The organism is Clostridiales bacterium, from assembly GCA_015243575.1.
GTDB classification, from domain to species: Bacteria; Bacillota; Clostridia; order Peptostreptococcales; family Anaerovoracaceae; genus Anoxybacterium; species Anoxybacterium hadale.
The window spans coordinates 1,048,464-1,071,704 of record CP042469.1; the positions used below are offsets into that span (position 1 = coordinate 1,048,464).

Annotated in this window: 23 protein-coding genes; 21 read left to right on the forward strand and 2 right to left on the reverse strand. The window is 43.8% G+C overall.

Annotated elements, in window-relative coordinates:
• Nucleotides 1–123: 123 nt before the first annotated feature.
• Together FRZ06_04535 and FRZ06_04540 are read left to right on the forward strand one after the other, a co-directional pair.
• Entirely contained in the window at nucleotides 124–1,224 is a 1,101-nt protein-coding gene (locus FRZ06_04535) for a glycerol dehydrogenase (GenBank protein QOX62666.1), read from the forward strand.
• Between the two features lie 179 nt (nucleotides 1,225–1,403).
• Nucleotides 1,404–2,546 (forward strand): alanine--glyoxylate aminotransferase family protein, encoded by a 1,143-nt coding sequence (locus tag FRZ06_04540; GenBank protein ID QOX62667.1) that lies wholly within the window; start codon nucleotides 1,404–1,406, stop codon nucleotides 2,544–2,546.
• Nucleotides 2,547–2,699: 153 nt separating this feature from the next.
• Here FRZ06_04540 and gap read toward each other — a convergent pair whose 3' ends face one another.
• On the reverse strand, nucleotides 2,700–3,701 hold the full coding sequence (gene gap, locus FRZ06_04545; GenBank protein ID QOX65825.1) for a type I glyceraldehyde-3-phosphate dehydrogenase: 1,002 nt from the start codon (nucleotides 3,699–3,701) through the stop codon (nucleotides 2,700–2,702).
• A gap of 135 nt (nucleotides 3,702–3,836) precedes the next feature.
• Here gap and FRZ06_04550 point away from each other — a divergent pair, with 135 nt between their 5' ends.
• From FRZ06_04550 to FRZ06_04580, 7 genes are all read left to right on the forward strand, one after another.
• Nucleotides 3,837–4,703, forward strand: a complete 867-nt coding sequence (locus tag FRZ06_04550; protein QOX62668.1) for a helix-turn-helix transcriptional regulator — start codon at nucleotides 3,837–3,839, stop codon at nucleotides 4,701–4,703.
• 214 nt (nucleotides 4,704–4,917) lie between these two features.
• Entirely contained in the window at nucleotides 4,918–5,703 is a 786-nt protein-coding gene (motA, locus tag FRZ06_04555; GenBank protein QOX62669.1) for a flagellar motor stator protein MotA, read from the forward strand.
• Nucleotides 5,704–5,716: 13 nt separating this feature from the next.
• Nucleotides 5,717–6,466 (forward strand): OmpA family protein, encoded by a 750-nt coding sequence (locus tag FRZ06_04560; GenBank protein QOX62670.1) that lies wholly within the window; start codon nucleotides 5,717–5,719, stop codon nucleotides 6,464–6,466.
• Nucleotides 6,467–6,695: 229 nt separating this feature from the next.
• Nucleotides 6,696–7,637 carry a hypothetical protein gene (locus tag FRZ06_04565; GenBank protein QOX62671.1) on the forward strand — a complete coding sequence of 314 codons (942 nt, stop codon included), beginning with the start codon at nucleotides 6,696–6,698 and terminating at the stop codon, nucleotides 7,635–7,637.
• 46 nt (nucleotides 7,638–7,683) lie between these two features.
• Nucleotides 7,684–8,013: a glutaredoxin family protein gene (locus FRZ06_04570; GenBank protein ID QOX62672.1), complete on the forward strand. Its 330-nt coding sequence runs from the start codon at nucleotides 7,684–7,686 to the stop codon at nucleotides 8,011–8,013.
• A gap of 73 nt (nucleotides 8,014–8,086) precedes the next feature.
• The gene (locus tag FRZ06_04575; GenBank protein QOX62673.1) at nucleotides 8,087–8,557 is read left to right on the forward strand and encodes a pyridoxamine 5'-phosphate oxidase family protein; all 471 of its coding nucleotides are present in this window, start codon (nucleotides 8,087–8,089) and stop codon (nucleotides 8,555–8,557) included.
• A gap of 328 nt (nucleotides 8,558–8,885) precedes the next feature.
• Nucleotides 8,886–9,314: a metal-sensing transcriptional repressor gene (locus FRZ06_04580; protein QOX62674.1), complete on the forward strand. Its 429-nt coding sequence runs from the start codon at nucleotides 8,886–8,888 to the stop codon at nucleotides 9,312–9,314.
• 145 nt (nucleotides 9,315–9,459) lie between these two features.
• Here the strand turns inward: FRZ06_04580 and FRZ06_04585 are convergent, their stop codons facing one another.
• On the reverse strand, nucleotides 9,460–10,170 hold the full coding sequence (locus FRZ06_04585; protein QOX65826.1) for a DUF421 domain-containing protein: 711 nt from the start codon (nucleotides 10,168–10,170) through the stop codon (nucleotides 9,460–9,462).
• 264 nt (nucleotides 10,171–10,434) lie between these two features.
• On the opposite strand from FRZ06_04585, the gene FRZ06_04590 reads away from it, so the two are divergent.
• The 12 genes from FRZ06_04590 (at nucleotide 10,435) to FRZ06_04645 (ending at nucleotide 23,092) form a co-directional block, all read left to right on the forward strand.
• On the forward strand, nucleotides 10,435–11,922 hold the full coding sequence (locus tag FRZ06_04590; protein QOX62675.1) for an NAD(P)/FAD-dependent oxidoreductase: 1,488 nt from the start codon (nucleotides 10,435–10,437) through the stop codon (nucleotides 11,920–11,922).
• Between the two features lie 13 nt (nucleotides 11,923–11,935).
• Complete coding sequence (locus FRZ06_04595) at nucleotides 11,936–12,538, forward strand: hypothetical protein (GenBank protein ID QOX62676.1); 603 nt, start codon at nucleotides 11,936–11,938, stop codon at nucleotides 12,536–12,538.
• Between the two features lie 249 nt (nucleotides 12,539–12,787).
• Nucleotides 12,788–12,964, forward strand: a complete 177-nt coding sequence (locus FRZ06_04600; GenBank protein ID QOX62677.1) for a cytochrome C551 — start codon at nucleotides 12,788–12,790, stop codon at nucleotides 12,962–12,964.
• Nucleotides 12,965–13,026: 62 nt separating this feature from the next.
• The gene (locus tag FRZ06_04605) at nucleotides 13,027–13,572 is read left to right on the forward strand and encodes a translation initiation factor IF-3 (protein QOX62678.1); all 546 of its coding nucleotides are present in this window, start codon (nucleotides 13,027–13,029) and stop codon (nucleotides 13,570–13,572) included.
• Nucleotides 13,565–14,212 (forward strand): hemolysin III family protein, encoded by a 648-nt coding sequence (locus FRZ06_04610; protein QOX62679.1) that lies wholly within the window; start codon nucleotides 13,565–13,567, stop codon nucleotides 14,210–14,212. Before FRZ06_04605 ends, FRZ06_04610 begins: the two co-directional genes overlap by 8 nt.
• A 178-nt stretch (nucleotides 14,213–14,390) precedes the next feature.
• Nucleotides 14,391–16,355, forward strand: a complete 1,965-nt coding sequence (locus FRZ06_04615; protein ID QOX62680.1) for a PAS domain S-box protein — start codon at nucleotides 14,391–14,393, stop codon at nucleotides 16,353–16,355.
• A 139-nt stretch (nucleotides 16,356–16,494) separates the two neighbouring features.
• Entirely contained in the window at nucleotides 16,495–16,701 is a 207-nt protein-coding gene (locus tag FRZ06_04620; protein QOX62681.1) for a DNA-binding protein, read from the forward strand.
• An 11-nt stretch (nucleotides 16,702–16,712) separates the two neighbouring features.
• Entirely contained in the window at nucleotides 16,713–17,165 is a 453-nt protein-coding gene (locus FRZ06_04625; GenBank protein QOX65827.1) for a C_GCAxxG_C_C family protein, read from the forward strand.
• On the forward strand, nucleotides 17,137–18,279 hold the full coding sequence (locus FRZ06_04630) for a xanthine dehydrogenase (GenBank protein QOX62682.1): 1,143 nt from the start codon (nucleotides 17,137–17,139) through the stop codon (nucleotides 18,277–18,279). Before FRZ06_04625 ends, FRZ06_04630 begins: the two co-directional genes overlap by 29 nt.
• A gap of 280 nt (nucleotides 18,280–18,559) precedes the next feature.
• Nucleotides 18,560–19,753: a 2Fe-2S iron-sulfur cluster binding domain-containing protein gene (locus FRZ06_04635; GenBank protein QOX62683.1), complete on the forward strand. Its 1,194-nt coding sequence runs from the start codon at nucleotides 18,560–18,562 to the stop codon at nucleotides 19,751–19,753.
• 116 nt (nucleotides 19,754–19,869) lie between these two features.
• The gene (locus FRZ06_04640) at nucleotides 19,870–20,313 is read left to right on the forward strand and encodes a 4Fe-4S dicluster domain-containing protein (GenBank protein QOX62684.1); all 444 of its coding nucleotides are present in this window, start codon (nucleotides 19,870–19,872) and stop codon (nucleotides 20,311–20,313) included.
• Between the two features lie 61 nt (nucleotides 20,314–20,374).
• On the forward strand, nucleotides 20,375–23,092 hold the full coding sequence (locus FRZ06_04645) for a molybdopterin-dependent oxidoreductase (protein ID QOX62685.1): 2,718 nt from the start codon (nucleotides 20,375–20,377) through the stop codon (nucleotides 23,090–23,092).
• Nucleotides 23,093–23,241: the final 149 nt, after the last annotated feature.

The window sequence follows — 23,241 nt, forward strand, 5'->3', positions numbered from 1 at the left end:
ATAAGCAAAATTCCCAAAATGCCATGGATTTTTCCATGGCATTTTCTTGACTTGTCAGAAACAGGGGCATATAATGCAATCGAGAGATTGATAATAAATTATCAAATTAATAGGAGGTTTCTTATGGCAAATATTATTGGAAGTCCCGAACGTTATGTACAGGGCAGGGGGGTTCTCGGAGAGCTTTGCAAGCATATTCAGAGCATGGGAAAGACTCCCTTCATTTTAGTGAGCGAATCAGGCAAAGGCCGCGTAGAAAAGCCCATATCCAAGGGTGCAGTGGAATTTGATACGAAATTGACTTACGCAACGTTCCGCGGGGAATGTTCCCGCAATGAAATCGACCGACTGATCAAAGCGTACAAGGAATCAGCTTGTGATGTTATCGTAGGAATCGGCGGAGGAAAGATTCATGATACGGCAAAAGCAGTAGCTTTTTATGCGGGTGCCCCAGTGGTAATCGTTCCAACCATTGCCGGCACAGATGCACCATGCAGCGCGCTGTCTGTAATATACAGCGACGAAGGTGTATTCGAAGAATATCTTTTTCTTCCCAGAAATCCCAACATGGTTCTTGTAGATACCGATATTATCAGCAAAGCACCGGCACGTCTACTTGTTTCTGGTATGGGAGATGCACTGGCGACCTATTTTGAAGCACGCGCATGCAAGCAGTCAGACAGCGGCAACTTTATCGGAGGTCAGTACACTGTTACCTCAATGGCCATTGCAAAGCTTTGCTATGACACATTGATTTCCGATGGCGTAAAAGCGTTGGTTTCTGTGAGGGAAGGTGTATGTACAAAAGCCCTCGAACATATTGTAGAAGCAAATACCTATCTCTCCGGAATCGGATTTGAAAGCTGTGGTATAGCAGCGGCTCATGCGATTCACAACGGCCTGACTGCAATTCCGGAAACCCACCATTACTATCATGGTGAAAAAGTTGCATTCGGAACGTTAACCCAATTGGTTCTTGAAAATTCAGATCTGAAGGAGCTTGAGGAAGTCATGAACTTCTGTCTTGATACAGGATTGCCTACAACGCTGGCAGACCTAGGTATAACAGAGATAAAGCCCAATGAACTGATGCAGGCTGCCGAACTGGCCTGCGGGCCAAATGATACCATGGGCAATATGCCTTTTGCTGTTACCCCACAGATGGTATACGATTCGATGATTGCTGCCGATGCTCTTGGCAGGCATTATAAGTCTAAGCGCTAGACTCGGATATGATTCCTGGCTTAATCTTTTCGGCGAACTGTCATTGTAAAAATATTAATAATTGCATATTTAAATGACTACACATATCCGCTAGAATATTGATCAAAGGAATGTTTTGCAAAACCCTTAATCTTGCCGGTGCTCCAAAACAGCACCGATATGGAGAATGGAGAAATAAAATGAAAACACCATTGATCATGACACCCGGACCTACTTCTGTACATGAGGATGTACGCAGGGCAATGTCAAAAAAAATTACAAATCCGGATCTGGACATGGAATTCTATGAGTTCTATAAGGAAACCAGTGACCGATTGAAGCAATTATTTCTGACCAGCAATGATATTCTGATCCTGAATGGAGAAGGAATCCTAGGACTGGAGGCTGCCTGTGCATCTCTGATTGAACCGGGCGATCAAGTGCTGTGCCTGGATAACGGAATCTTCGGAAAAGGCTTCGGAGAATTTGCAGAACTTTATGGCGCAGAGGTGACATACTTTAAAAGTGACTACAGGAAAGCAATCTCAGTGGAAGAGCTGGAGCAATTTTTGGCTGATCGCCATGATTTTAAGTTGGCTCTTCTTGTTCATTGTGAAACCCCTTCGGGGATTACAAATCCGGTGAATCACATCTGCCCGCTGCTGAAAAAATACGGAATTCTAACCGTTGTGGACTCCGTGTCGGCAGTAGGCGGCGAAGAATTGCGAACGGATGAATGGCAGATGGATCTCGTACTGGCAGGTTCTCAGAAATGCCTGTCGGCTCCACCTGGCCTTTCCATCGTCAGCATCAGCGGAGACGCTTGGAAAATGATACAGAGCCGAAAGCAGCCTGTGGCAGGGTTTTATTGCAACCTAAGTCTTTGGAGCAGCTGGTATGAGAAAAAGTGGTTTCCATATACCCAGCCCGTCAGTGATTTGTATGGATTAAGAGCGGCAGTGGATCGGATACTCACTGAAGGGGACAGTATTACGCGCCATAAGAAATATGCTGAAGCGGTCAGAACCAGTCTTGTCGATGCAGGACTGGAATTATATGCGCAGGACGGATTTTCTAATACGGTGACTACCGTTTTAGTGCCCGATGGCATCCGTTTTCAGGAATTATTTAACGCGATGCTGACGAATCACAATATCATGATTGCAGGTGCTTTTGATTATCTGGCAGATAAAGTATTCCGTATCGGACATATGGGAGAGAATTGCAGGGAAGAGACGTTGTATCTCGCATTAAAGGCACTGAACGAAGTCTTAAAAAAACATCGTGTGGTTCTTGAAAAAGAGCTTCACATAGAATTCGTAAATCTGATCTCGCAAATGTAAAAAAGAGCAGGTATTCTGAGCTGCGCACCAATGATCATCGATTAAAAGCTTATCATTGGTGCGCAGCTCATTTTGCTAACTTTTGCGTCCTCGGAGATTCGATTTGCAGCGGGTCGCCATTCGACTTGGAACCGTCAAGATTTTTACACAAGCCTATAGATTTGCCAGATGCTTTACGGTACGAATCATTTGACTGGTAAATGAATTTTCATTGTCATACCAGGCTGCGATTTTAACCAGCGTATCGCTGCCTAATTCAGTCGTCTTTGTTTGGGTGGCATCAAACAGGCTGCCAAAGGTCATACCGATGATATCTGAGGATACGATTTCATCCTCTGTATATCCGTATTCTTCCGATTTTGACTGCTCCATTTTTTGATTCACCTGATCTACTGTTACAGAACCGCTGACCACAGCAGTCAGTTCCGTGAGAGAGCCTGCCATGACCGGGACTCTTTGGGATGTGCCATCAAGTTTGCCTTCCAGTGCGGGAATGACCAGCCCGATAGCCTTTGCGGCTCCCGTAGAAGTTGGAATGATATTTCCGGCAGCGGAACGTGCTCTGCGCAAATCACCTTTTGCATGAGGGCCGTCAAGTGTATTCTGATCGTTTGTATAAGCGTGAATGGTTGTCATAAAGCCTTTTTGGATCGGTGCCAGTTCATTGAGATGATATACCATAAAAGCCAGGCAATTTGTAGTGCAGGAAGCGGCGGAAACAATGGTATCTTCCTTTGTCAATGTGCTTTCGTTAATACCGTAAACGATGGTAGGAACATCCTTACCGGCTGCAGTGGAAATCAGCACCTTCTTAGCTCCAGCTTCAAGGTGTGCAGACGCAGCTTTTTTAGAAGCGAAGAACCCGGTGCATTCCAACACTACGTCGATATTCAGATCCTTCCAGGGGAGCTTGGAAGGATCTTTCTCCGCATAGATCGGAATACTGACACCATTTACTATGAGGCTGTTTTCAGTGGAATCAATCTGCTCTCCATAACGTCCTTGTGATGTGTCATATTTCAGCAGATGCGCCAGCATCTTCGGACTGGTTAAATCGTTGATTGCAGCAACATGATAGCCCTCGGCCTCAAAAAGCTGCCGGAACGCCAGTCTGCCAATTCGTCCAAAACCATTGATTGCTATATTTTTCATAATGATCACCTTTTTCTACCTTTCTGGTTGGCTTAGAATACTTCGTTTGCGTAATTCAATCGTATTATATCGTTTAGAGTTTTGTGGTACAATGTCATATGTGAAGGATTTCACTATACTATCTGTCAGGAGAACCCTATGCCGCAATATGACCGATATAAAAATAGAAACGTTAACATCGAATTTCATGTCCGTGAGGATTTTAGCAAGATGCCATATCCAGGGCGTTTTTCACTTGTGTTTCTCACCGATGGCAGCATCAGCGGATTACGAAACGATCATCCTTTCCATGTATCTGCGCCGGGTGTGCTTTGCCTTACTGACAAGGATGAGTTTTGTATCTTTGAAAATAAAAACGTATCAGCCCAGACCTTTTGCTTCGATTCCGATTTTTTAAGTTCTATTCCCATTTCTGAATCACAAGATTATGCTTCCACAAATTTAAAAATCCAAACCGGCTTGTCGCTTTTTTCAAAAGATTCTTTACAGACAGGCCTGCCGAGGGTACCGGAACGAGCATACCCGCAATTATTTGAATGGTTTTTTGTACTGGGAACAGAGGTCTATGCACAGAGTGATGGGCTTTGGGCATGCAGGATCAAGAAATATCTGATCCAGATCTTAGGTATGCTGGAAGATCTGAACCGTCAGGCCGAACAGTCTCCGGTGGATCTTGTTTTGGAATATATCCATACCTATTATGCAAATAAGATCAGCCTTGCAGACCTGACAAGCTGCGCGCATCTAAACCGAGTTTCATTGAATCAATTGTTTCATCAAAGATGTGGCTGCACAGCGATGACATATCTTCTGAATCATCGACTAAAAGTAGCTTCAAGCCTGCTGACCCACACCGATATGAGCCTGAATGAGATTGCGCGGTCAACGGGATTTGAATATGATACGTATTTTATCAAGCAGTTTACCGCGAAAAAGAAAATGTCACCGACTGTGTTTCGGAATTCATCCAGAGAATCAGCAGTCTTCCCAGTAGAAGCAAATTAGTTTTTTTATTTAGTTAAAAGTTATTCCATTCATTTTTCATGCCAAAAAACTGTTATCGATCGAAAATTGCGCATTTAGGAAGATAAATCCAAAAAACTTGATTCTATATTTAAAATACCAATTGTAAAGATGCAAAAAAAATGATACCATAAATGACGTATAGATAGGGAAATTTGGTGATTTTAGTAAGAACTTGTCGATTACAGGAGGATGTATGGAACTTACTACTTTAATAGGTGTTGTTGCGGGTATTGTTGCTGTAGTAGGAGCAATGATTTTTAAACATATCAGTTTTGCGGTTTTAGTGAATCCCGCAGCGATATTTGTTATCTTCGTAGGTACAGCCGCTAGTGTTCTCAATTCATTTCCAGGCGAAAATCTGAAGAGCCTTGGGAAATTATTCAAAATTTTGTTCACGAAACAAAAATTGATTACAGAATTAGAAATTATCGAAATGATGATCAATCTTTCAAGCATCAGTAAGACTGGGGGCTTGCTTGCGCTGGAGAGTAAAATTGAAGAGATATCAGACCCATTCATTCAGAAGGGGATTCGAATGGTTGTTGATGGCTCAGAAGCTGATACGATTACGGATATCCTTGAAGCCGAAATTACAGCCATGGAAAAGAGACACGAGACCAATGCCAGCATTTTCGCATCGGCTGGTATGTATGCACCGACTCTTGGTGTCTTGGGTGCAGTGTTTGGCTTAATCGCGGCGATGTCTCATATTGATGATACCGAAGCTATGGCCGAAGCAATTGCAGCAGCATTTGTCGCAACGATCCTTGGTATTTTTACCGGTTATGTATTGTGGAATCCCTTTGCCAAAAAGCTAAAAGTAAAGAGCCAAAACGAGGTTATGCTGAAAGGCATGGTTGTGGAAGGTTTGCTGTCGATTCAAAGAGGAGATGCTCCCTTCATGCTGAAAGAAAAACTCCTTGCGGTTCTGCCTGCATCGAGACAGGCAAAAATTCTTGAACAATTGAAGAAGGAATAGGGAGTACATAGATATGTCTAGAAAAAAGAAGCACACACAACACGAAGAGGAAGCAGGGGAAGCCTGGCTGCTTCCGTATTCCGATTTAATGACGCTATTATTGGCAGTTTTCATTGTTCTTTTTGCTGTCAGTCAGATTGACGCACAAAAGGCTCAGGATATGTCTGAGCGATTCAGTGAGACGATGATGGACCAAAACTATGTGCAGTCGATGAAGGGCAGCGACAGTACACAGGAGGGAGAGCAGCAAGCCGCTCCCCCACAGCCTGTAACGGAAGAAGAGCAGATGGAAGAGTTGAAGACTGAACTTGACGAAAAGATGACGCAAGAACATATGACTGGCTCTGTGTCCACCAGTATTGATAAACGTGGCTTGGTAATCAGTCTGAACAATGCGATGTTCTTTGAGCCGGGCAGTGCGGAAATCAAAAAAGAATATGAAACAACATTGATCGGAATTTCAGATTTGATGGGGAATATCGACAATTATATTCGCGTTGAAGGTCATACCGACAACGTCCCGATGAATTCGGAAATGTATCCATCCAATTGGGACTTGTCCGTAGCAAGAGCCACAAGTGTGGTTCGATTGTTTTACGGTAGATCTGGAGTCGATCCAGAGAAGCTTATTGCGGTGGGATACGGGGAATACAGACCGATTGCTGATAACTCAACAGAAGTGGGTCGGCAGAAAAACAGAAGAATTGATATTATTGTTTTAAACGATAAATATAGTGATCTGGAGCGTTCAATCATTAGATGATTTTTCCATTATAATCATGTTTATTAAGAATGATTTGTGGTAAATATGTATTAGAATACACTGAAAGTGTCTAACGAGGCAGAAGAGTTTGTGACGCCTCGTTATATTTTAAGCTTCGCTTAGCACTCTGATGAATAGAGTGCTAAAATGAGGAATTTTGAATATAATAATACTTGATACTGCTATGATCTGCAGCAAGTAAGCCAAAGAATTTGAAGGGGGGATTGCAATGGCGGAAAAACGAGATTATTATGAGGTGCTTGGCTTGAAAAAAGGTGCTTCCGAGGATGAAATAAAAAAAGCATTTCGGAAAAAAGCCATGCAGTATCATCCTGATAAAAATCCAGGTGATAAACTATCGGAAGAAAAGTTTAAAGAGGTGAATGAAGCATACGGGATACTGGCCGATCCGGATAAAAAGGACAAATATGATCGCTTTGGATTTGCGGGTGTAGACCCAAATGCAGGGTTCAGCGGACAAGGTCAAAGCCACCAAGGGTTTCAGCAAGGTCAAGGCGGCTATCAATATCAGAGCTATGGTAATTTTAACGGAGCAGATTTTGACATGTTTAAGAACTTCTCTGGCAGTGAATTTGAGGATTTGCTCGGCGGTATGTTTGGAGGAGGTGCCTTCGGAAGCTCCCAGCGATCCAATGCACCTAGAAAGGGGTCGGATCTGCATTCTAATATCACTATCTCTTTTGAGGATGCAGCCTTCGGTTCGAAAAAACAGCTTCGAGTCAATGGCAAAACAATATCGGTTACTGTCCCGGAGGGAGTTGACAATGGCTCAAAGATTTCTTTAAAAGGTCAGGGGCAGCCTGGTATCAATGGTGGGCCCAATGGAGATCTTATCATAGAGGTTCACGTAAAGCCTCACAACAGATTTACCAGGAAGGGAGCCGATCTTTATACTGATGTTCCCATAACGTTCATTCAAGCGGCACTTGGCACAAGCATTATCGTACCGACATTAAAAGAGAAGGTATCCTACAACGTGCCAGCAGGAACGCAGCCGAATACCGTGTTTCGTCTGAAGGAGAAGGGACTGCGAATTCCTAGAAATAAAAAAACAGGTGACCTATACGTAAAAGTTGTAGTGGAAATTCCGAAAAACCTTACGGCGGAGCAGATTGGCCTGCTAAAGCAGTTTGAGCAAACGTTGCAATAAATCAGAACGCTTCGAATATGAATAGAACATAGGAGGGTATATCAATATGAAAGATGTTATTTTACTAACCACAAGTACATGTCCTTACTGCAGGATGGCGAAAGAATTCCTCGTTCAGAACAAAATTCATTTCATAGAAAAGGATGTTAACGCAGACCCGCAAGCTCGTGCAGAAATGACGAAAAGAAAATTCACAGGCGTTCCTGTATTTCTAATTGGAGAGGATGCGGTATTAGGGCTCGACAGAAACAAGGTTCTGGAATTGATCGATCATCGTCTCGTACAATGCTCAAATTGCGGCACCTCGGTGCGGGTACCTACTGGGCAGGGCAAAATCAACGCGAAATGCCCCAAATGCAAATCGGAACTGAAATAAAAACTTGAGCTTAGTTTCGGAACGTTGTATGATTTGAATAAGATTATTCATAAGATGAAGCGGAGGATTCATAATGTTTCGAAAAATGAGGCTTGAATCGAATCAGACTACTGAAGAAGAAGTAATAGAAATGCTGAATGGGGCTACCAATGGTGTGCTTGCAGTGCAAGGGGATGAAGGGTATCCCTACACGGTACCGTTGAGCTTTGCCTATCAAGATGGAAAGATCTATTTTCACAGTACTGCAGAAACCAGTCATAAGATCGAATCGATCAGCAAGAATCCAAAGGTATCGTTCTGTGTTGTCACTCAGGATCAAATATTGCCTGAAGCATTCAACACACTGTATCGGAGTGTTGTTCTTTTTGGGAAAGCACGAGTTTTGACAGAACCTGCTGATATCGCCCGGGGGATTCGGCCGATTGTCTCGAAATACTCAGGAGAATTTATGAAGGAAGCTGGAGCATATATGAAGGCAGAGGCGGGTAAGTTTTGCGTCGTAGAAATTGAAATCGAACATATGACCGGTAAGGCCGGAAGTTGAGAAACATGGAGGCATCCGCTCAAAATGGCCGGATGCCTTTTTGTTTGACAAAACTATGAATTAGGCTTTATAATGATTTATATACGTTGTCATGAAGACAGCTTGAAGGGTCATACGATCTAACAATAATAATTCGATGTAAAAACAAATATTGTCGATTATTACATTTATAATCGAAATAAAAAAGCAAGTATAGTCGAAATTCGGCTATGGTTTTATAATAGGTCCAGTGATACAGTACCATGAAGGTGCGTGGCTTTCCAGAAATAAAGGCCATGATACTTGATGGTATTTTTTTATACGCGACATTTGAAAGAGGAGAAGATCAATGGTTGAAAAGAGGATACAAACGAAAAACCATGCTAAAACCCACATTTGTAACAATGCCCGTGTCCATACACATGGCAATGATCATGACCACACACGTGACAATGACAATAACTACACCCACACCCATAACGATACCAATACATATCACACCCATACCCATACCCATACCCATCATAACACCAAGGCGGTTTTGAACCGTTTGTCCAGAGCAATCGGTCACATGGAAGCGGTAAAACGTATGGTGGAGGACGGCAAGGATTGCAGTGAAGTGCTGATCCAGCTGTCAGCAGTTATCGCAGCGCTTCACAACACCGGAAAAGTGATTCTCTCAGATCATATCTCCCATTGTATTGTAGATGCGGTGGAAACCGGTGACAAAAAAGCAATCGAAAATTTGAATATCGCAATTTCAAGGTTTATTAAATAGTCAAAATTGGGTTATCAAAATGAAGTTTAGAAGATTACGATCAGCTCATCCAAACACAGCTGAATAGGCAGCGGGATTTAGTGCACTGGAAAAGTTAGCTGAAGAAGTTCTCAAGAGAAATCCTGGTATTATCTTTCCAATAATATTAAAGATCGAATTTATCATTGAAATTATCAGTTTCAGTCATTTTCGATACGAATAATTTCCCTTCGGGAGTGCAGTCTGCAAAGAAAACCTCGCTGTAATTTTGAACGTCAAATTGTGCCAACTGCTTTGCCAGCCAAGCTTTATCATGGTTCAGCTGCTTGAGATTGCCCTCCTGGAGCTTGCCGTCGATGATGAGCGGTACGGCCAGATTCTTCTGCTCCGCTTTCAGCTTCATGTCTGAGGGCGTTACCGGCAGGAATTCTGGCTTTTTTAATACGCTGATATTGCCGCTGCCTTCTATGATGGCAAATTCAACCTCATTCAAATCAAAGATATCCTTTTCCCTGAGCGCCATCATGACATTTTCCACCGGATATTTCAGTCGTTTCATGTTGGATTTGATGAACTGACCATTCTGAATCACAACGGTTGGGCCGAAGGTGATCTTCCGGGCGATTTTTTTATTATATAAAAGAACACAGCTCACCAGGTATTGAAGTACAATGATGAGGACCACTGCAAATAAGGTGGGGAGATGGGGAACATCCGGTTCGGCAATATCGGCTCCAATGACGCTTCCTATAACGATGATGGAAAGGAAGTCATAGACAGGAAGCTCGCTGAGCTTGCGCCTGCCTGTTTTTAAAATTAAGAAAAGAAACAGTGCCATTATAGAAACAATTCTGAGCGTGATGATAAGATATATCATCATTGGTTTTACCGCCTTTCTACAGGACCGCAGCACATCAAGGTCCTCTCATAATAGATACAATTCTTTTACAAGCCATTTTATTGATTATGGACAGAACTTATAATTCTAAAGCAGCATTAAAATTCCAAAGCAACCTGACATACATTGAGATTCATGCTATAATGATCCCAACAATTTACATACAGGCTTTGGAGTGTTGGAAGAATTCAATATTGCCAAAGGAGGGTATGTTCGGAAAAAATAACATTGGAGGCGATTATTTTGCCAAAATCAATCATTATCATCGGCGCAGGGATGGGCGGTTTGACTGCGGGAATTTATGGACAGAAAAACGGATTTGAAACGAGAATCTATGAGATGAATCATAGGCCCGGGGGTCAATGCACCTCGTGGAAGCGCGGTGAATATACCTTTGATGCCTGCATCCACCATCTTATGGGTTGCGCACCAAAATCAAAGCTGAATATGTTCTGGCGTGAGATCGGAGCAATGTCGGCAAATTTTGTCAGGACAAAGGAATGTGTCAGTGTAGCATCTTCCGATGGAACCGTATTTTATGATTATTACGATCCCGATGAATTGGAAAAACATCTTCTCCAGCTTTCTCCTCAGGACAAGGGTGTCATCAGCGAATATATTCAAGGGATTCGCAAAGCATCCAAATTCGATATGACCGGAAATCTGATCATGGGAAATTATCTGGGAATTCTGCTTCATTTACCCGCTGTACTTGGAAACATGAAGTGGTTTAAAGTCAGCATGGGACAATTTGCCGAGCGTTTTCGTGATCCATTTTTAAAAAAAGCGTTTCCTCTGCTGGTCTACTCCAATCCAGAAGTGCCGGTATTTCTGCATATGATGCGTCATGCATCAGGCTACAAGCGAGATATCGCTTGGCCTATTGGTGCCAGCAATGCTTTTGTAGCTGGAATTGTGAAACAATATGAGGGACTGGGCGGAAAAATCCATCTGCGCAGAAAGGTAGAGAAAATCATCACAGAGCATGGCAGAGCTGTTGGAATCAGACTTGCTGACGGCACTGAGGAATTTGCAGATATCGTCATTTCCAACGCGGACGGACGGAAAACACTGCTGGAACTGCTTGACGGAAGCTTTATGGATGATACGCTTCGTTCGTATTGTGCCGAGCCTGCTGATCTGTCCGAGTTTGCAGTTACAGTTTACATTGGCGTGAACCGTGATCTTACAAAGGAGCCATCCAGCATGATTTTGCTTCTGGATGAACCTGTAACTCTGGGAGATCAGATCTTTAACTCACTGGAGATGCAGGCTTATGGCTTCGACAAGACCATGGCGCCGGAGGGAAAAGGTGTGATCAAGGTTGAGTTTCGATCTACTTATTCCTATTGGAAAGAACTTTCTTCAAACAAAGAAGACTACAATGCAGAAAAGAAAAAGACAGCAGATCGGGTGATTGGGCTGCTTGAAGCCAGATTTCCCGGTATCAAGGAACAGGTAGAAGCGGTGGATGTATCCACACTGCTGACCTGGGAGCGATTTATGGGCGGAACCCATGGCTTTAACAATGCACCAAGCAAGGAACCGGATTTTATCAGCAGCATGGTGAGTCCTAAGGGGATGACGGTTCCCGGACTAAAGAATTTTTATTTTACGGGAATTTGGACGACGGGAGCTGGTGCATTATTTCTCAATGCCTTGTCCGGCAAGAAGGCTATTAAAAAGATCTGTAAAGAAAACGGAATGAAGTTTCAAACTGAAGATAAATAAAAGGGGAATGTTTATGAAAAAGACGACAGTGGGAAGAGCCGCATTACTGATTGCTATGATGCTTTTTATTCTGTTTGCTGTTTCTGGGTGTGCAAAAGGCAATCAAATAGAATTGCGCAAGCTGCCAAAGGATTACAGCCTCGAAGATGCAAAAAAGGATGGCTGCGTTGTCTTCGAGGATCTCGATATTACATCAGGTCAAAGCACATGGGACGATTTTATCGCCACGACGGAAAAAAAGGAACCTGCAAGCGTAAGAATAGCATATTACTATACTCTGGGTGATAAGTCGAAATATGCTTCAGAGTATTATGAGGAAATAAAGGATGATTATCCGATACTCTATATTCAAGAGCTGCGATATGATGGTGATTCCTATATTCTCGATGTAAATGAAGAAGAGGGGCAAGTTATCTCCCATGAGTATCTATATCTTTTAAGATATGAAGGAAAGCCGGACAGCCCAAATGCAATCTTTACCGATTATGTGTATTATGTACTTGTAAATGATCCGAATGTAACGTGGGATGAACTAGAAAAGGGAATGCTGAGTTCCGATTTAGGCGATCATATCGATCATCGTCTTGTCTATTCTGATCTAAAATTTAGAGAATAGGCAGAAAAAAGTCGAATAAAATCGATGAATCTGAACAGATCGTTTGAAAAGTTTCGAAGCAAATTAAAAAATACTAAAATATTTTCGAAAAAGTATTGCATTCTTTATCTGTATGTATTATATTGGTAAAGGTAGTAATAATACTACTTGATATGGGTTAATAAATTCTGACAATACTTCTTTGAATTATTTCGAGAACGATGTCTGTGATTCGTGAAATCCCAAAGTAAATCAAAGGAGGTCAAGAGAATGGCTGATAAAAAAATTACATGCAAAGACTGCGGAACAGAGTTCATCTTCACAGAAAATGAGCAGGCATTTTACAAGGAAAAGGGTTTTGATAACGAACCTCAGAGATGCCAGCCCTGCAGAGCGGCAAAAAAACAGCAGATGAGAAATAATAGAGGCAATGGAAACAGATATTAATAGAACTGTTGTAAGCTAGCATTAAAAGTGGATTGTTTAATCCACTTTTCTATTTTTAGAGGATGTTTTTGGAGGTGTTCAATATTAGGAATAAAAAAGATGATTTACAAATTAACAACGAAATTACCGATAAGGAAGTTAGACTGCTGGATGTGGATGGCTCCATGCTTGGTGTGGTTCCTCTTGCTGAAGCAATGAAATTGGCAGGCGACAAGGATCTTGATCTTGTAAAGATTTCTCCCAATGCCGTTCCGCCGGTTTGCAAAATCGCCGACTACAATAAAACGGTGTACGAGAAGGCCAAAAAAGATAAAGAAGCAAAGAAAGCTCAGAAGGTTGTCGAGCTTAAAGAAATAAGACTGTCTGTTAATATTGAAGAGCACGACTTAGAAGTAAAGGTCAAGAATGCTCACAAATTCCTTTCAGAAGGAAATAAGGTCAAAGCAAGTCTTCGATTCAGAGGCAGACAGCAAAAATATACAAATGATGGAAATGATGTGATGTCAAGGTTTGCAGAAGCACTCAGCGAGATCGGTTCTGTTGAAAAAGCGCCTCTTCAGGAAGGCAGAACCATGTTCATGATCATCGGCCCTAAAAAACATGACTAATGTAGAGAATTTTAATGATCAGGGAAAATCAGAAGAAATCCTGAATGCCATATCACATGGACTGGGTGGATTACTTGCGATCGCAGGGACTGTAGTTATGCTGGTCATTGCATCGGGAAGCGGAAAGGTGATTGATGTCATCAGCGCTTCCCTTTATTGCTTTGGCTTAATTTTTCTATATATCATGTCTACGCTGTATCATTCCATGAACCGATATAAGGTGAAACGGATCTTTCAGAAGTTGGATCATTGCTCAATCTTTGTACTGATCGTCGGAAGCTATGCACCGATTTGCCTTTCGCTGCTGGGAGGCAAGCTGGGATGGAGCATATTCGGCGTTAACCTTTTTCTTGCAGTGCTTGGAATTGTAGCCAATGCCATCAGCGTGAAAAAATGGAGCAAACTTTCCTTGCTTCTTTATCTGCTTATGGGATGGTCCGTTCTGGCTGGGATAAAGCCGCTGATGCAGTTGATTTCTGTCAGCGGGTTCCTTCTCCTGCTACTGGGCGGACTGTTTTATTCCATCGGCGTAATTTTCTATACCAGAAAGAAACCTCGTTACATGCATGCGGTGTGGCATATTTTTGTCTTGGCGGGAAGCTGTTTTCACTACTTTTTTATTTTTTTCTTTATATTCTAGTCCTAATTATAATTGAAACATTGAGTGGCGATAGCCACTTTTTTTATTGGAAAATATCGAACTCGATCAGGTCTGTATGGAGGTTCAGAAGCCGAAATCGAGGATGGTCGAAGGATAGTCCTTGCAAACCGTATCTTTTAGGATTATATTAAAATCATCCAGGTAAGCGGAGGAAATTATGAGTAGGGAAGTGAATCCTAAAAAGGATTATATTATTAATTCCCATGAACGATGCAGACAGTATAAGGTTGAGCAGGATCGTGTCTTCAGTAAGAAGATCATATCCGGCAATGAGCTCTATAGAAAATTTGAGACAAAACGGGAATTAATCGATACAGCGGATTTTTTTATGAACCGGCTGTACAATTTCGTGAAGGGATCTAATTTTTTCTCGATTTTAACGGATGAAGAAGGATGCATTTTAAGCATTATCGGAGATGAGAGTATCCTTTCTGAAGCATTTTCTTTAAAAATGGTACCAGGTGCGTATATGGATGAACGCAGCATCGGAACCAATTCTATGGGCACGACTCTCTTTGAGGGCAAGCCTGTCCAGGTCTCCGGCGAGGAGCATTACATAAAGGCCTATCACAGGTGGACTTGTTCTGCCTCTCCCATACGAAACACAAGAGGCGAAATCATCGGAAGTATTGATTTGACTGGATTCAGCGAGTCTGTGAATCTTCATACCCTGGGAATGGTGGTGGCTGCTGCCAATGCCATCGAAGAGATGATCGATATCAAACGATACAATGAAGAACTATCCATGGAAAAGAAGTTCACCGAGACCATTCTGGAATCCATCGATGCAGGCATTCTGACTGCAGACTTGGATGGCAATATTAAAACTGCCAATCATCATGCGGCAGATTTATTTGGTTACAGTCAGAATGAAATAAAATCCATGCAGGCTTCAGATCTCCTTGATGATTGGGTCAAGGTGAGAAATGCCATAATCAACAAGAAGAGCTTTGTAGATTCTGAGGTCTTTGTCAATTCGAAACGCAAAAAACTACAGTTCAATTTGAGCGCTTATCCGAATTATGACAGTGAGCAGAAATTAAGGAATATTGTTTTTGTTTTTGTAGAAGCCAGGAAAATCCGAAAGCTGGCGAATAAAATCATGGGGCATCAGGCGATCTATACTTTCGAGAAGATCATCGGTCAAGATAAAAAATTTACACGTATCATTGAATATGCGAAAAAGATTGCAGACAGCAGATCAAATGTACTGATTATGGGCGAAAGCGGAACGGGAAAAGAGCTTTTTGCTCAAGCAATTCATAATTACAGCAGCAGACATGACGAACCTTTTGTTGCAATTAATTGCGGTGCAATACCAAGGAATCTCATTGAATCAGAATTGTTCGGATATGAGGGCGGCGCTTTTACAGGTGCCAAGAACTCCGGTCAGCCGGGCAAGTTTGAGATTGCCGATGGTGGAACGATTTTTCTTGATGAAATTGGTGAAATGCCATTGGATATGCAAACCAGATTGCTGCGCGTTATCGAAGAAGGTATCGTAATTCGGGTAGGGAGCAACAAGGAAATTCTTGTGGATGCCAGAGTTATCGCCGCAACCAATAAGGACTTAAATGAAGAAGTAAAAAAAGGAAATTTCCGAAAAGATCTCTACTACCGCTTGAATGTACTTCCAATCAGACTTATGCCTCTTAGGGAAAGGAAAGGGGATATCCCTCTGCTTAGCCAATATTTTATGGAGCGGATTGCAAGAAAGCTAAAGAAGAAAAGCATTCCAATCAATGATGAGACCATGAAGGCTCTTTTGGAATATGAATGGCCCGGCAATATCAGGGAACTTGAGAACATGATCGAATTAATCGTGAATACAGAATCCCTTCCGGAAAGTTTTATGAAATTTATGCCAGACACTCAAATCAAATCCAATTCTGAGTTCACACTGAAGCATCAGGAACTTGCAGAAAGCGATATCGCTGAAGAAATCTTGAATCTTGAATTGATGGAGAAGCTGCATATTCTGAAAGCTTTGAACCGATACGACGGCAACATTTCTCTATGTGCAAAAACTTTGGGAATTGGAAGAAACACCCTGTATCGGAAGATGGAATATTACGGAATCAGATGTTCGGATTCAGAAAGGGTCTCCTCCTATATGGCATAAGCATTGCACCTTCTATATGGCATGAATTTTGCTTTAATATATTCTAAATTGTGATCTCGAAATAGAACCGGGCAGCAATGCAAGGAATAGGGCTTACAAGCTTACAAGTATTGGGATAAACGAGAGGAAGGTGCAGTCCATGAAAGAGGAGAAGGAACAGGACGTTCCTTGGATCTGTGATCAATGCAAGGAGAAACTGGTTCTGCGCAAGGTGAAAGTATCCTATTTGGGAGGCAACTTTGAGGTAGATCTCATGAAGTGTCCCAAATGCAGTAATGTTTTTATCGGGGAAGAACTGGCTACCGGAAAAATGCTGGAAGTTGAGAAGGGTCTGGAGGATAAGTAGTGAGCGATCAATTGGGTAATACGGGATTTCTCATGTTCCGTTTAAAGAATGCCGGATACTGCTGTACACAGATCATGCTCAAGCTGGCCCTTGATGAAGAAGAAAAGGAAAATAAGGATCTGCTTCGTGCAGCAAATGGCTTGTGTATGGGGATCGGGAGCAGTCAGAAAATCTGCGGTGTACTGACAGGGGGGATCATGGTGTTGGGACTCTATGCGGGAAAAGGCGCCGATAGAGAGTTTCCAAACCCCATATATTCTCAGATGGTGGATGAATATACAGACTGGTTTGAGGCATTGTATGAGAGTACGGAATGCCGCGATATCATCGGAGTCTGCACGGTAACGGATTATCTCACCAATCAGGAATATCTGATGAAATGCGGAGATATTATGGTACAGAGCTTTAAAAAAATTGTGGAAATTCTGGAGTCCCATGATTTTACCTTCGGGGACAGAGAATAAGGGGATAAGGGGTTTCCTAATGAGTGCAAGCGTCTACTTAAGACTAAAAATCGAACTTGATCACGGAAGAAAAGCAGTGATGGTTACCAACGTTTCTGACGGGAGAGTAAAAGAAGTCGATCAAATGAAAAAAGTCGGCGTTGAAAAAACCCTTATAACTGAGGACCAGCTTTCGAAATGCCAGGGAGAACCTCTTCTGGCAAAAGCGCTGCATGCGATGGAAACTAGCTCTCTGCAATTTTTTCAAGAAGAAGATGGGACATTCCTGCTGATTGAGCCTTATGAGCCAATGCCAAAAATGATCCTTCTGGGAGGTGGGGCTATCGCCGTACCACTTGCAGAATTGGGCGCCAAAGTCGGCCTTTCTGTCACGGTAGCAGATGACAGGCCCAACTATGCAAATAAGGATCGCTTTCCTCAAGCTGAAACGATCATCTGTGATGAATTCTCAAGCTGTCTTGCTCAGTTAATCCTGAATGAGTATAGCTTTGTGGTTATCGTAACGAGAGAACATAAGCATGATTTGGAATGTTTGCGTATGGTATTAAACAATAAAACAGCATATACGGGTATGGTCGGATCCAAAGTAAGTTTGAGCCGTGTCAAGGAGCAGCTCTTACAGGAAGGATTCTCTAAAGAACGGATTCATAAAATACATATGCCTGTGGGACTGGATATTGGTGCCGCCACACCGGACGAGATTGCAGTTTCCATCATTGCGCAGATCATACAGTACAGGAGATTTTTAAAAAAAGCTCTAATCCTGAATGGAGCATGTGATAGGGTCAGAAATGAAGTTGACCACCTCGTTTTAAATGCTCTTTGCGAAGATCCGGAGGAACCAAGAGCTTTGGCAACGGTTGTGGAAACCTGGGGCTCTGTGCCAAGGAAAGCAGGTGCGAAAATGCTGATCTGGTCTTATGGAATGACAGTCGGAAGCATTGGCGGAGGATATGCAGAAGGGGAGCTGATCAATGCCGCCTGGCAGATCATCGGTACCGGCTGCTCAGCCCTCCATGAAATTGATCTTACGGGGCAAACGGATGAAGAGGAAGGAATGGTTTGCGGAGGTAGGATGAAAGTATTGATCGAGGACTGCTCTGTTCCAAAATAGAGCAGTGTTCCACTTCGTGACACTAATTGAGCAAGATAACCGTTCCGTAATGGAACAGAATGGAATTGATCAGAGAAGCCACGATACCAAATAAATAACAAAGATATCAAGAAAAGGGCACTGTCCTTTTCTTATTTTTTTGGCATGATATATGCTAATTCAATTGGTAGTAGAAATAAGAGGCAGAATGGTATGCGGTTATTTATAGAAGCGCTGGTTGATTCCAAAAAAGCGGAACCATCACCGTTTCACTAAGTCAAGTTTAAAATGGAGGGAAACTATGCTTAAAAAGACGTTGTTTATCAATGAGAGCGAAAAACGTGTCGTAGTTGATCCTGAAGTCACTCTTGCTGAGGTTTTGAGAACACAAATGTTTCTCACAGGAACCAAGGTCGGATGCGGCAAAGGCGCTTGTGGTGCCTGTACGGTAATCCTGAACGGGGAAGCTGTCCGTTCCTGTATCCTGAAGATGAGGGATGTACCGGAAGATGCCAGGATCATTACCATTGAGGGGGTAGGAGCTGGGAATCGCCTTCACCCCATTCAGCTTGCTTGGGTGGTTCACGTCGCTGCGCAATGCGGATTCTGTGCACCAGGCTTTATTATGTCTGCCAAGGCGCTGCTGGATCAGAATCTGAGCCCCAGCAGAGAAGAAGTAAAGGCGTGGTTCCAAGTCCATCACAATGTATGCAGATGCGGCGGTGATGACCCTGCAGCGGATGCGGTACTGGATGCTGCAAAGCTGCTGCGGGGAGATATGACTACAGAAGAACTTTGGTCAAAACTAAAGGATCAAGCACATGGTTCTACCCATGACGGTGACAATGGTGCGGCAGTGGCAAAGGTCACAGGCGTATGGGATTTCGGTGCAGATCTTGGACTCAAGCTCCCGGAAGGAACACTTCATGCCAAGCTGGTTACGTCACAGGCAGATCAGGCTAACATTCTTGCCATCGATACTTCTGAAGCAGAAACCATGCCCGGGGTTTACAAGGTTCTCACTTATAAGGATGTGCTTGGTACAAACTATATCAGTCAAACCGCTTACGCCTCCGGAACAGGCAGAGAGGGTGCAATTTTAAGCGATAAAAAAGCAGTCTCCTACGGTGATGCTGTGGCTATGGTACTTGCGTTCAAACCGAAGCTGGCTGAAGAAGCGGCTAAAAAGGTAAAGATTAAAGTGGAGGGCCTTACCGAGGGTGCATCAGCAAGTGAAGATGGTGCAAAACCTTTAGAGCCTAATACTGGATTTGCCTATCTGAATGAAAAAGGAAAGCTGATGATTCATACCAGGAATACAGATCTTTCGCCCAGAGAGTTGGCGGATAGCATTGGGATCTCACCGGAGAAGGTGACGCTGGTACCAAGTCCTGCTGTGGGAATGGGTCAGGTCAAACCGTCAGCAGTGTCTTTGGAAGGGCTTCTTGGTGTTGCTGCATTGTCCGTTAAAAAACCGGTATACCTCGAGCTGTGATCGGGCGAGCCGTGATCAGTAATGGGAAAGAACGTTTGATAGCAGCGCAGCTGAAACTGTTAAATATTTGATTATGGGAGGTGTAACGGTATCGCTTATGCGATGTCTGAAGTATCATGAGTAAAATTTTAATGATTTATCCAAAGAAGTGTAAAAACTGCGGAACCTGCGAGTCCGTATGTTCGAACGCGGCAGTGAATGTAATCCATTTTGAAGAAGCGGTGATTTCAGTTCCCGTTATGTGCATGCAGTGTGAGGATGCGGCTTGCATGAAGGTCTGTCCGACGGGGGCAGTTTACCGGGATGAGAACGGTGCTGTTATTACAGATCCGGGCAAATGTATCGGCTGCAAGATGTGCATCAGCTCCTGCCCCATGGGGAATATCCACTATAGTACAAGGCAAAGAAAAGTAATGAAATGCAACCTTTGCGATGGGAATCCCGATTGTGTGAAATATTGTCCCACAAGGGCCATTGAATATGTGGATGGTACGGTGTCCAACATGGAAAAGAAGCGAGCGGTAGCGGAGAAGTTTCTGGAATTGTTTGAGGATCAGTAGGAAGAAATCCACCGGTTTCACGCAGGCAGTTTCAAATTGATTTTTAAAAGGAGACAATCAGATGATTAGAAAAACCTTGTTTGTCAATGGAGTTGAGAGACATCTCATCGTGGACCCTGATGAATCCCTGCTGAATGTTCTGAGAAATCAACTCTTTCTGATAGGAACAAAATCCGGGTGCGGAGGAGAAGGCGAATGTGGCGCCTGTACCGTAATCTGGGACGGCAAAGCCGTCAGATCCTGCAATTATAAGATGGAACGAATACCGGACGGCGCTCAGATCGTTACCATCGAAGGAGTAGGAACAAAAGAATGCCTTCATCCGCTTCAGCTGTCATGGATGATTCATGGTGGTGCTCAATGCGGGTTCTGTACCCCCGGCTTTATTGTTTCTGCAAAAGCGCTTCTTGACCAGAATCAGAATCCCACCAGAGAAGAGGTGCGGGAATGGTTTCAGGTCAACCGCAACATCTGCAGGTGTACCGGCTACAAGCCGCTGGTGGACGCTGTCATGGATGCTGCCAGGCTTGTCCGCGGAGAAGTAACAAAAGAGGAGCTGTGGCCTAAGCTGAAGGATGGCGTGAGCCTGATGGGCTCCAGTATGCCCAGGCCCTCTGCACTGGCAAAGGTCACTGGAACCTGGGATTTCGGAGCGGATTCAGGACGGAAGCTTCCTGAGGGAGCCCTACATATCAAGCTCGTTCAAGCAAAGGTATCTCACGCAAACATCCTGAATATTGATACTTCTGAAGCAGAAAAGATGCCAGGGGTATATCAGGTAATCACATATAAAGATGTACCGGGAACCAACCGGATCAACGGTCTGGCTTTTCCCGCCAATAAGGGCAGCGGGAAAGAACGGCCCATTCTAAATGATAAGAAAATCTTCCAATTTGGAGATGCCCTTGCCATGGTACTGGCGTATTCTCCTAAGATTGCAGAAGAAGCGGCTAAGAAAGTCAAGGTTGAGATTGAAGAACTGCCAGCCTATATGAATGCTTTGGATGCCATGGACGAGGATGCCATTGAGATCCATCCCGGTACGCCGAACGTATACTTTGAAAACCACAACATAAAGGGAGAGGAAGTAGAACCTCTGTTCGAGGAGCTGCCTTTTGTCGTTGAGGATGATTTTTATGTGGGCAGGCAGCCGCATCTTCCTCTGGAGCCGGATGTAGGCTATGCTTACATCGATGAGGAAGGGAAGCTGGTTATCCACTCCAAAAGTATCGGGCTGCAGCTGCACGCGCTGATGGTAGCGGAAGGCATTGGTGTGCCGCTGGATCAGCTGGTCATCGTACAGAATAACGCCGGAGGAACCTTTGGCTACAAATTCAGCCCGACCATGGAAGGTCTTTTGGGTGTAGCTGCAATGGTGACGAAAAAACCTGTATTTTTAGAATTCAATATGTATCAGCAGATTACCTACACAGGTAAGCGTTCCCCGTTCTTTATCAATGTGAAGATGGGTGCTGATGAGAACGGCAAGATTAAAGCAATGGCCTCAGATTGGACGGTAGATCATGGTCCATACTGTGAATTCGGTGACCTTTTAACCATGCGGGCGCCCCAATTCATTGGAGCGGGCTACAATATTCCGAATATCCGGGGTAACGGCAGGACGGTTGCTACAAACCATGCTTGGGGCTCAGCGTTCCGGGGATACGGATCTCCCCAGAGTCTGTTTTCCTCGGAAGTTCTGGTGGATGAGCTTGCAGTGAAGGCTGGGATGGATCCGCTGGAGTTTCGCTATTTGAACGTGTATCGTCAAGGAGATACCACACCGACGGGGTGTGAACCCGACGTGATCGCATTCCCGCAAGCATTGGAAAAACTGAGACCGATCTATAAAAAGGCGAAGGAAAGCGCTAAAGCAAAGAACGCCAGGGGCGGTGATTTGAAGTACGGTGTTGGAATTTCTTTATTGGAATACGGCTGCGGACTGGATGGTGCTGATTCATCGGAAGCTTGGGCAGAGATCACTGAGAAAGGAATTTCCATCGGAAGCTGCTGGGAGGATCACGGACAGGGTGCAGACATGGGCTTTTTATCCGTTGCGCATGAGGGATTAAAGCCTCTGGGAATTAAGCCGGAGCAGATCAGGCTCGTTATGAATGACACGGAAAAAGCACCAAACAGCGGTCCTGCAGGCGGAAGCCGTTCTACAGTGATGACAGGAAATGCCACCCGTGTTGCCTGCGAAAATCTGGTTGCTGCTCTAAAAAAAGATGACGGAACTTACCGCAGCTATCAGGAAATGATCGATGAGGGACTTCCCACAAAATACATGGGAAGCTGGACTGCTCCCTGTACTGCATGCAGTGTGGAAACAGGGCAGGGGAATCCATTCCCAGTTTATATGTACGGTGTGCTGCTGGCGGAAGTTTCCGTGGATACGATTTCCGGTAAGGTCAAGATTGAAAAGCTAACACTGGTTTCCGATTGTGGCCCCATTCTGAATAAACTGGTTTTGGAAGGACAGCTGTGGGGCGGCCTCACACAAGGCATCGGCCTGGCGTTGTCGGAGGATTTTGAGGATCTGAACAAGCACACCACCTTGGTAAAATGCGGAATTCCGAGAATTATGGATGTACCGGACAACATGGAGATCATCCATCAGGAGACACCGCGGCCTTACGGCCCATTTGGTCTTGCAGGTTCCGGAGAGATGCCGCTTTCAGCACCCCATGCAGCGATCGTGAACGCTATCTACAATGCATGCGGCGTACGAATCACAAAACTCCCTGCGAGACCGGAAAAAATACTGGCTGCACTGTAAGTATGTAAGCACATGGGCTGCCGGGCAAGGGAACATTCGTAGAAGGCTAATGCTTGAGGCTGGTCTTTTCCGAAGGGCACAGCAGCCCATATTAATAAATTAACCATAATAGTATTATAGTTAATTTATTTCGATTTAGAAAGATGATA

Excerpts from the sequence above, each read along its gene's own strand:
- FRZ06_04550 (QOX62668.1), top strand. The coding sequence starts at position 3,837 with ATGCCGCAATATGACCGATATAAAAATAGAAACGTTAACATCGAATTT.
- FRZ06_04640 (QOX62684.1), top strand. The coding sequence starts at position 19,870 with ATGAGTAAAATTTTAATGATTTATCCAAAGAAGTGTAAAAACTGCGGA.
- FRZ06_04585 (QOX65826.1), bottom strand. The coding sequence starts at position 10,170 with ATGATATATCTTATCATCACGCTCAGAATTGTTTCTATAATGGCACTG.
- FRZ06_04595 (QOX62676.1), top strand. The coding sequence starts at position 11,936 with ATGAAAAAGACGACAGTGGGAAGAGCCGCATTACTGATTGCTATGATG.
- FRZ06_04600 (QOX62677.1), top strand. The coding sequence starts at position 12,788 with ATGGCTGATAAAAAAATTACATGCAAAGACTGCGGAACAGAGTTCATC.
- FRZ06_04535 (QOX62666.1), top strand. The coding sequence starts at position 124 with ATGGCAAATATTATTGGAAGTCCCGAACGTTATGTACAGGGCAGGGGG.
- FRZ06_04560 (QOX62670.1), top strand. The coding sequence starts at position 5,717 with ATGTCTAGAAAAAAGAAGCACACACAACACGAAGAGGAAGCAGGGGAA.
- FRZ06_04615 (QOX62680.1), top strand. The coding sequence starts at position 14,391 with ATGAGTAGGGAAGTGAATCCTAAAAAGGATTATATTATTAATTCCCAT.
- FRZ06_04630 (QOX62682.1), top strand. The coding sequence starts at position 17,137 with ATGATTTTACCTTCGGGGACAGAGAATAAGGGGATAAGGGGTTTCCTA.
- FRZ06_04540 (QOX62667.1), top strand. The coding sequence starts at position 1,404 with ATGAAAACACCATTGATCATGACACCCGGACCTACTTCTGTACATGAG.
- FRZ06_04620 (QOX62681.1), top strand. The coding sequence starts at position 16,495 with ATGAAAGAGGAGAAGGAACAGGACGTTCCTTGGATCTGTGATCAATGC.
- FRZ06_04610 (QOX62679.1), top strand. The coding sequence starts at position 13,565 with ATGACTAATGTAGAGAATTTTAATGATCAGGGAAAATCAGAAGAAATC.
- FRZ06_04565 (QOX62671.1), top strand. The coding sequence starts at position 6,696 with ATGGCGGAAAAACGAGATTATTATGAGGTGCTTGGCTTGAAAAAAGGT.
- FRZ06_04575 (QOX62673.1), top strand. The coding sequence starts at position 8,087 with ATGTTTCGAAAAATGAGGCTTGAATCGAATCAGACTACTGAAGAAGAA.
- FRZ06_04635 (QOX62683.1), top strand. The coding sequence starts at position 18,560 with ATGCTTAAAAAGACGTTGTTTATCAATGAGAGCGAAAAACGTGTCGTA.
- FRZ06_04580 (QOX62674.1), top strand. The coding sequence starts at position 8,886 with ATGGTTGAAAAGAGGATACAAACGAAAAACCATGCTAAAACCCACATT.
- FRZ06_04570 (QOX62672.1), top strand. The coding sequence starts at position 7,684 with ATGAAAGATGTTATTTTACTAACCACAAGTACATGTCCTTACTGCAGG.
- motA (QOX62669.1), top strand. The coding sequence starts at position 4,918 with ATGGAACTTACTACTTTAATAGGTGTTGTTGCGGGTATTGTTGCTGTA.
- FRZ06_04605 (QOX62678.1), top strand. The coding sequence starts at position 13,027 with ATGTTTTTGGAGGTGTTCAATATTAGGAATAAAAAAGATGATTTACAA.
- FRZ06_04645 (QOX62685.1), top strand. The coding sequence starts at position 20,375 with ATGATTAGAAAAACCTTGTTTGTCAATGGAGTTGAGAGACATCTCATC.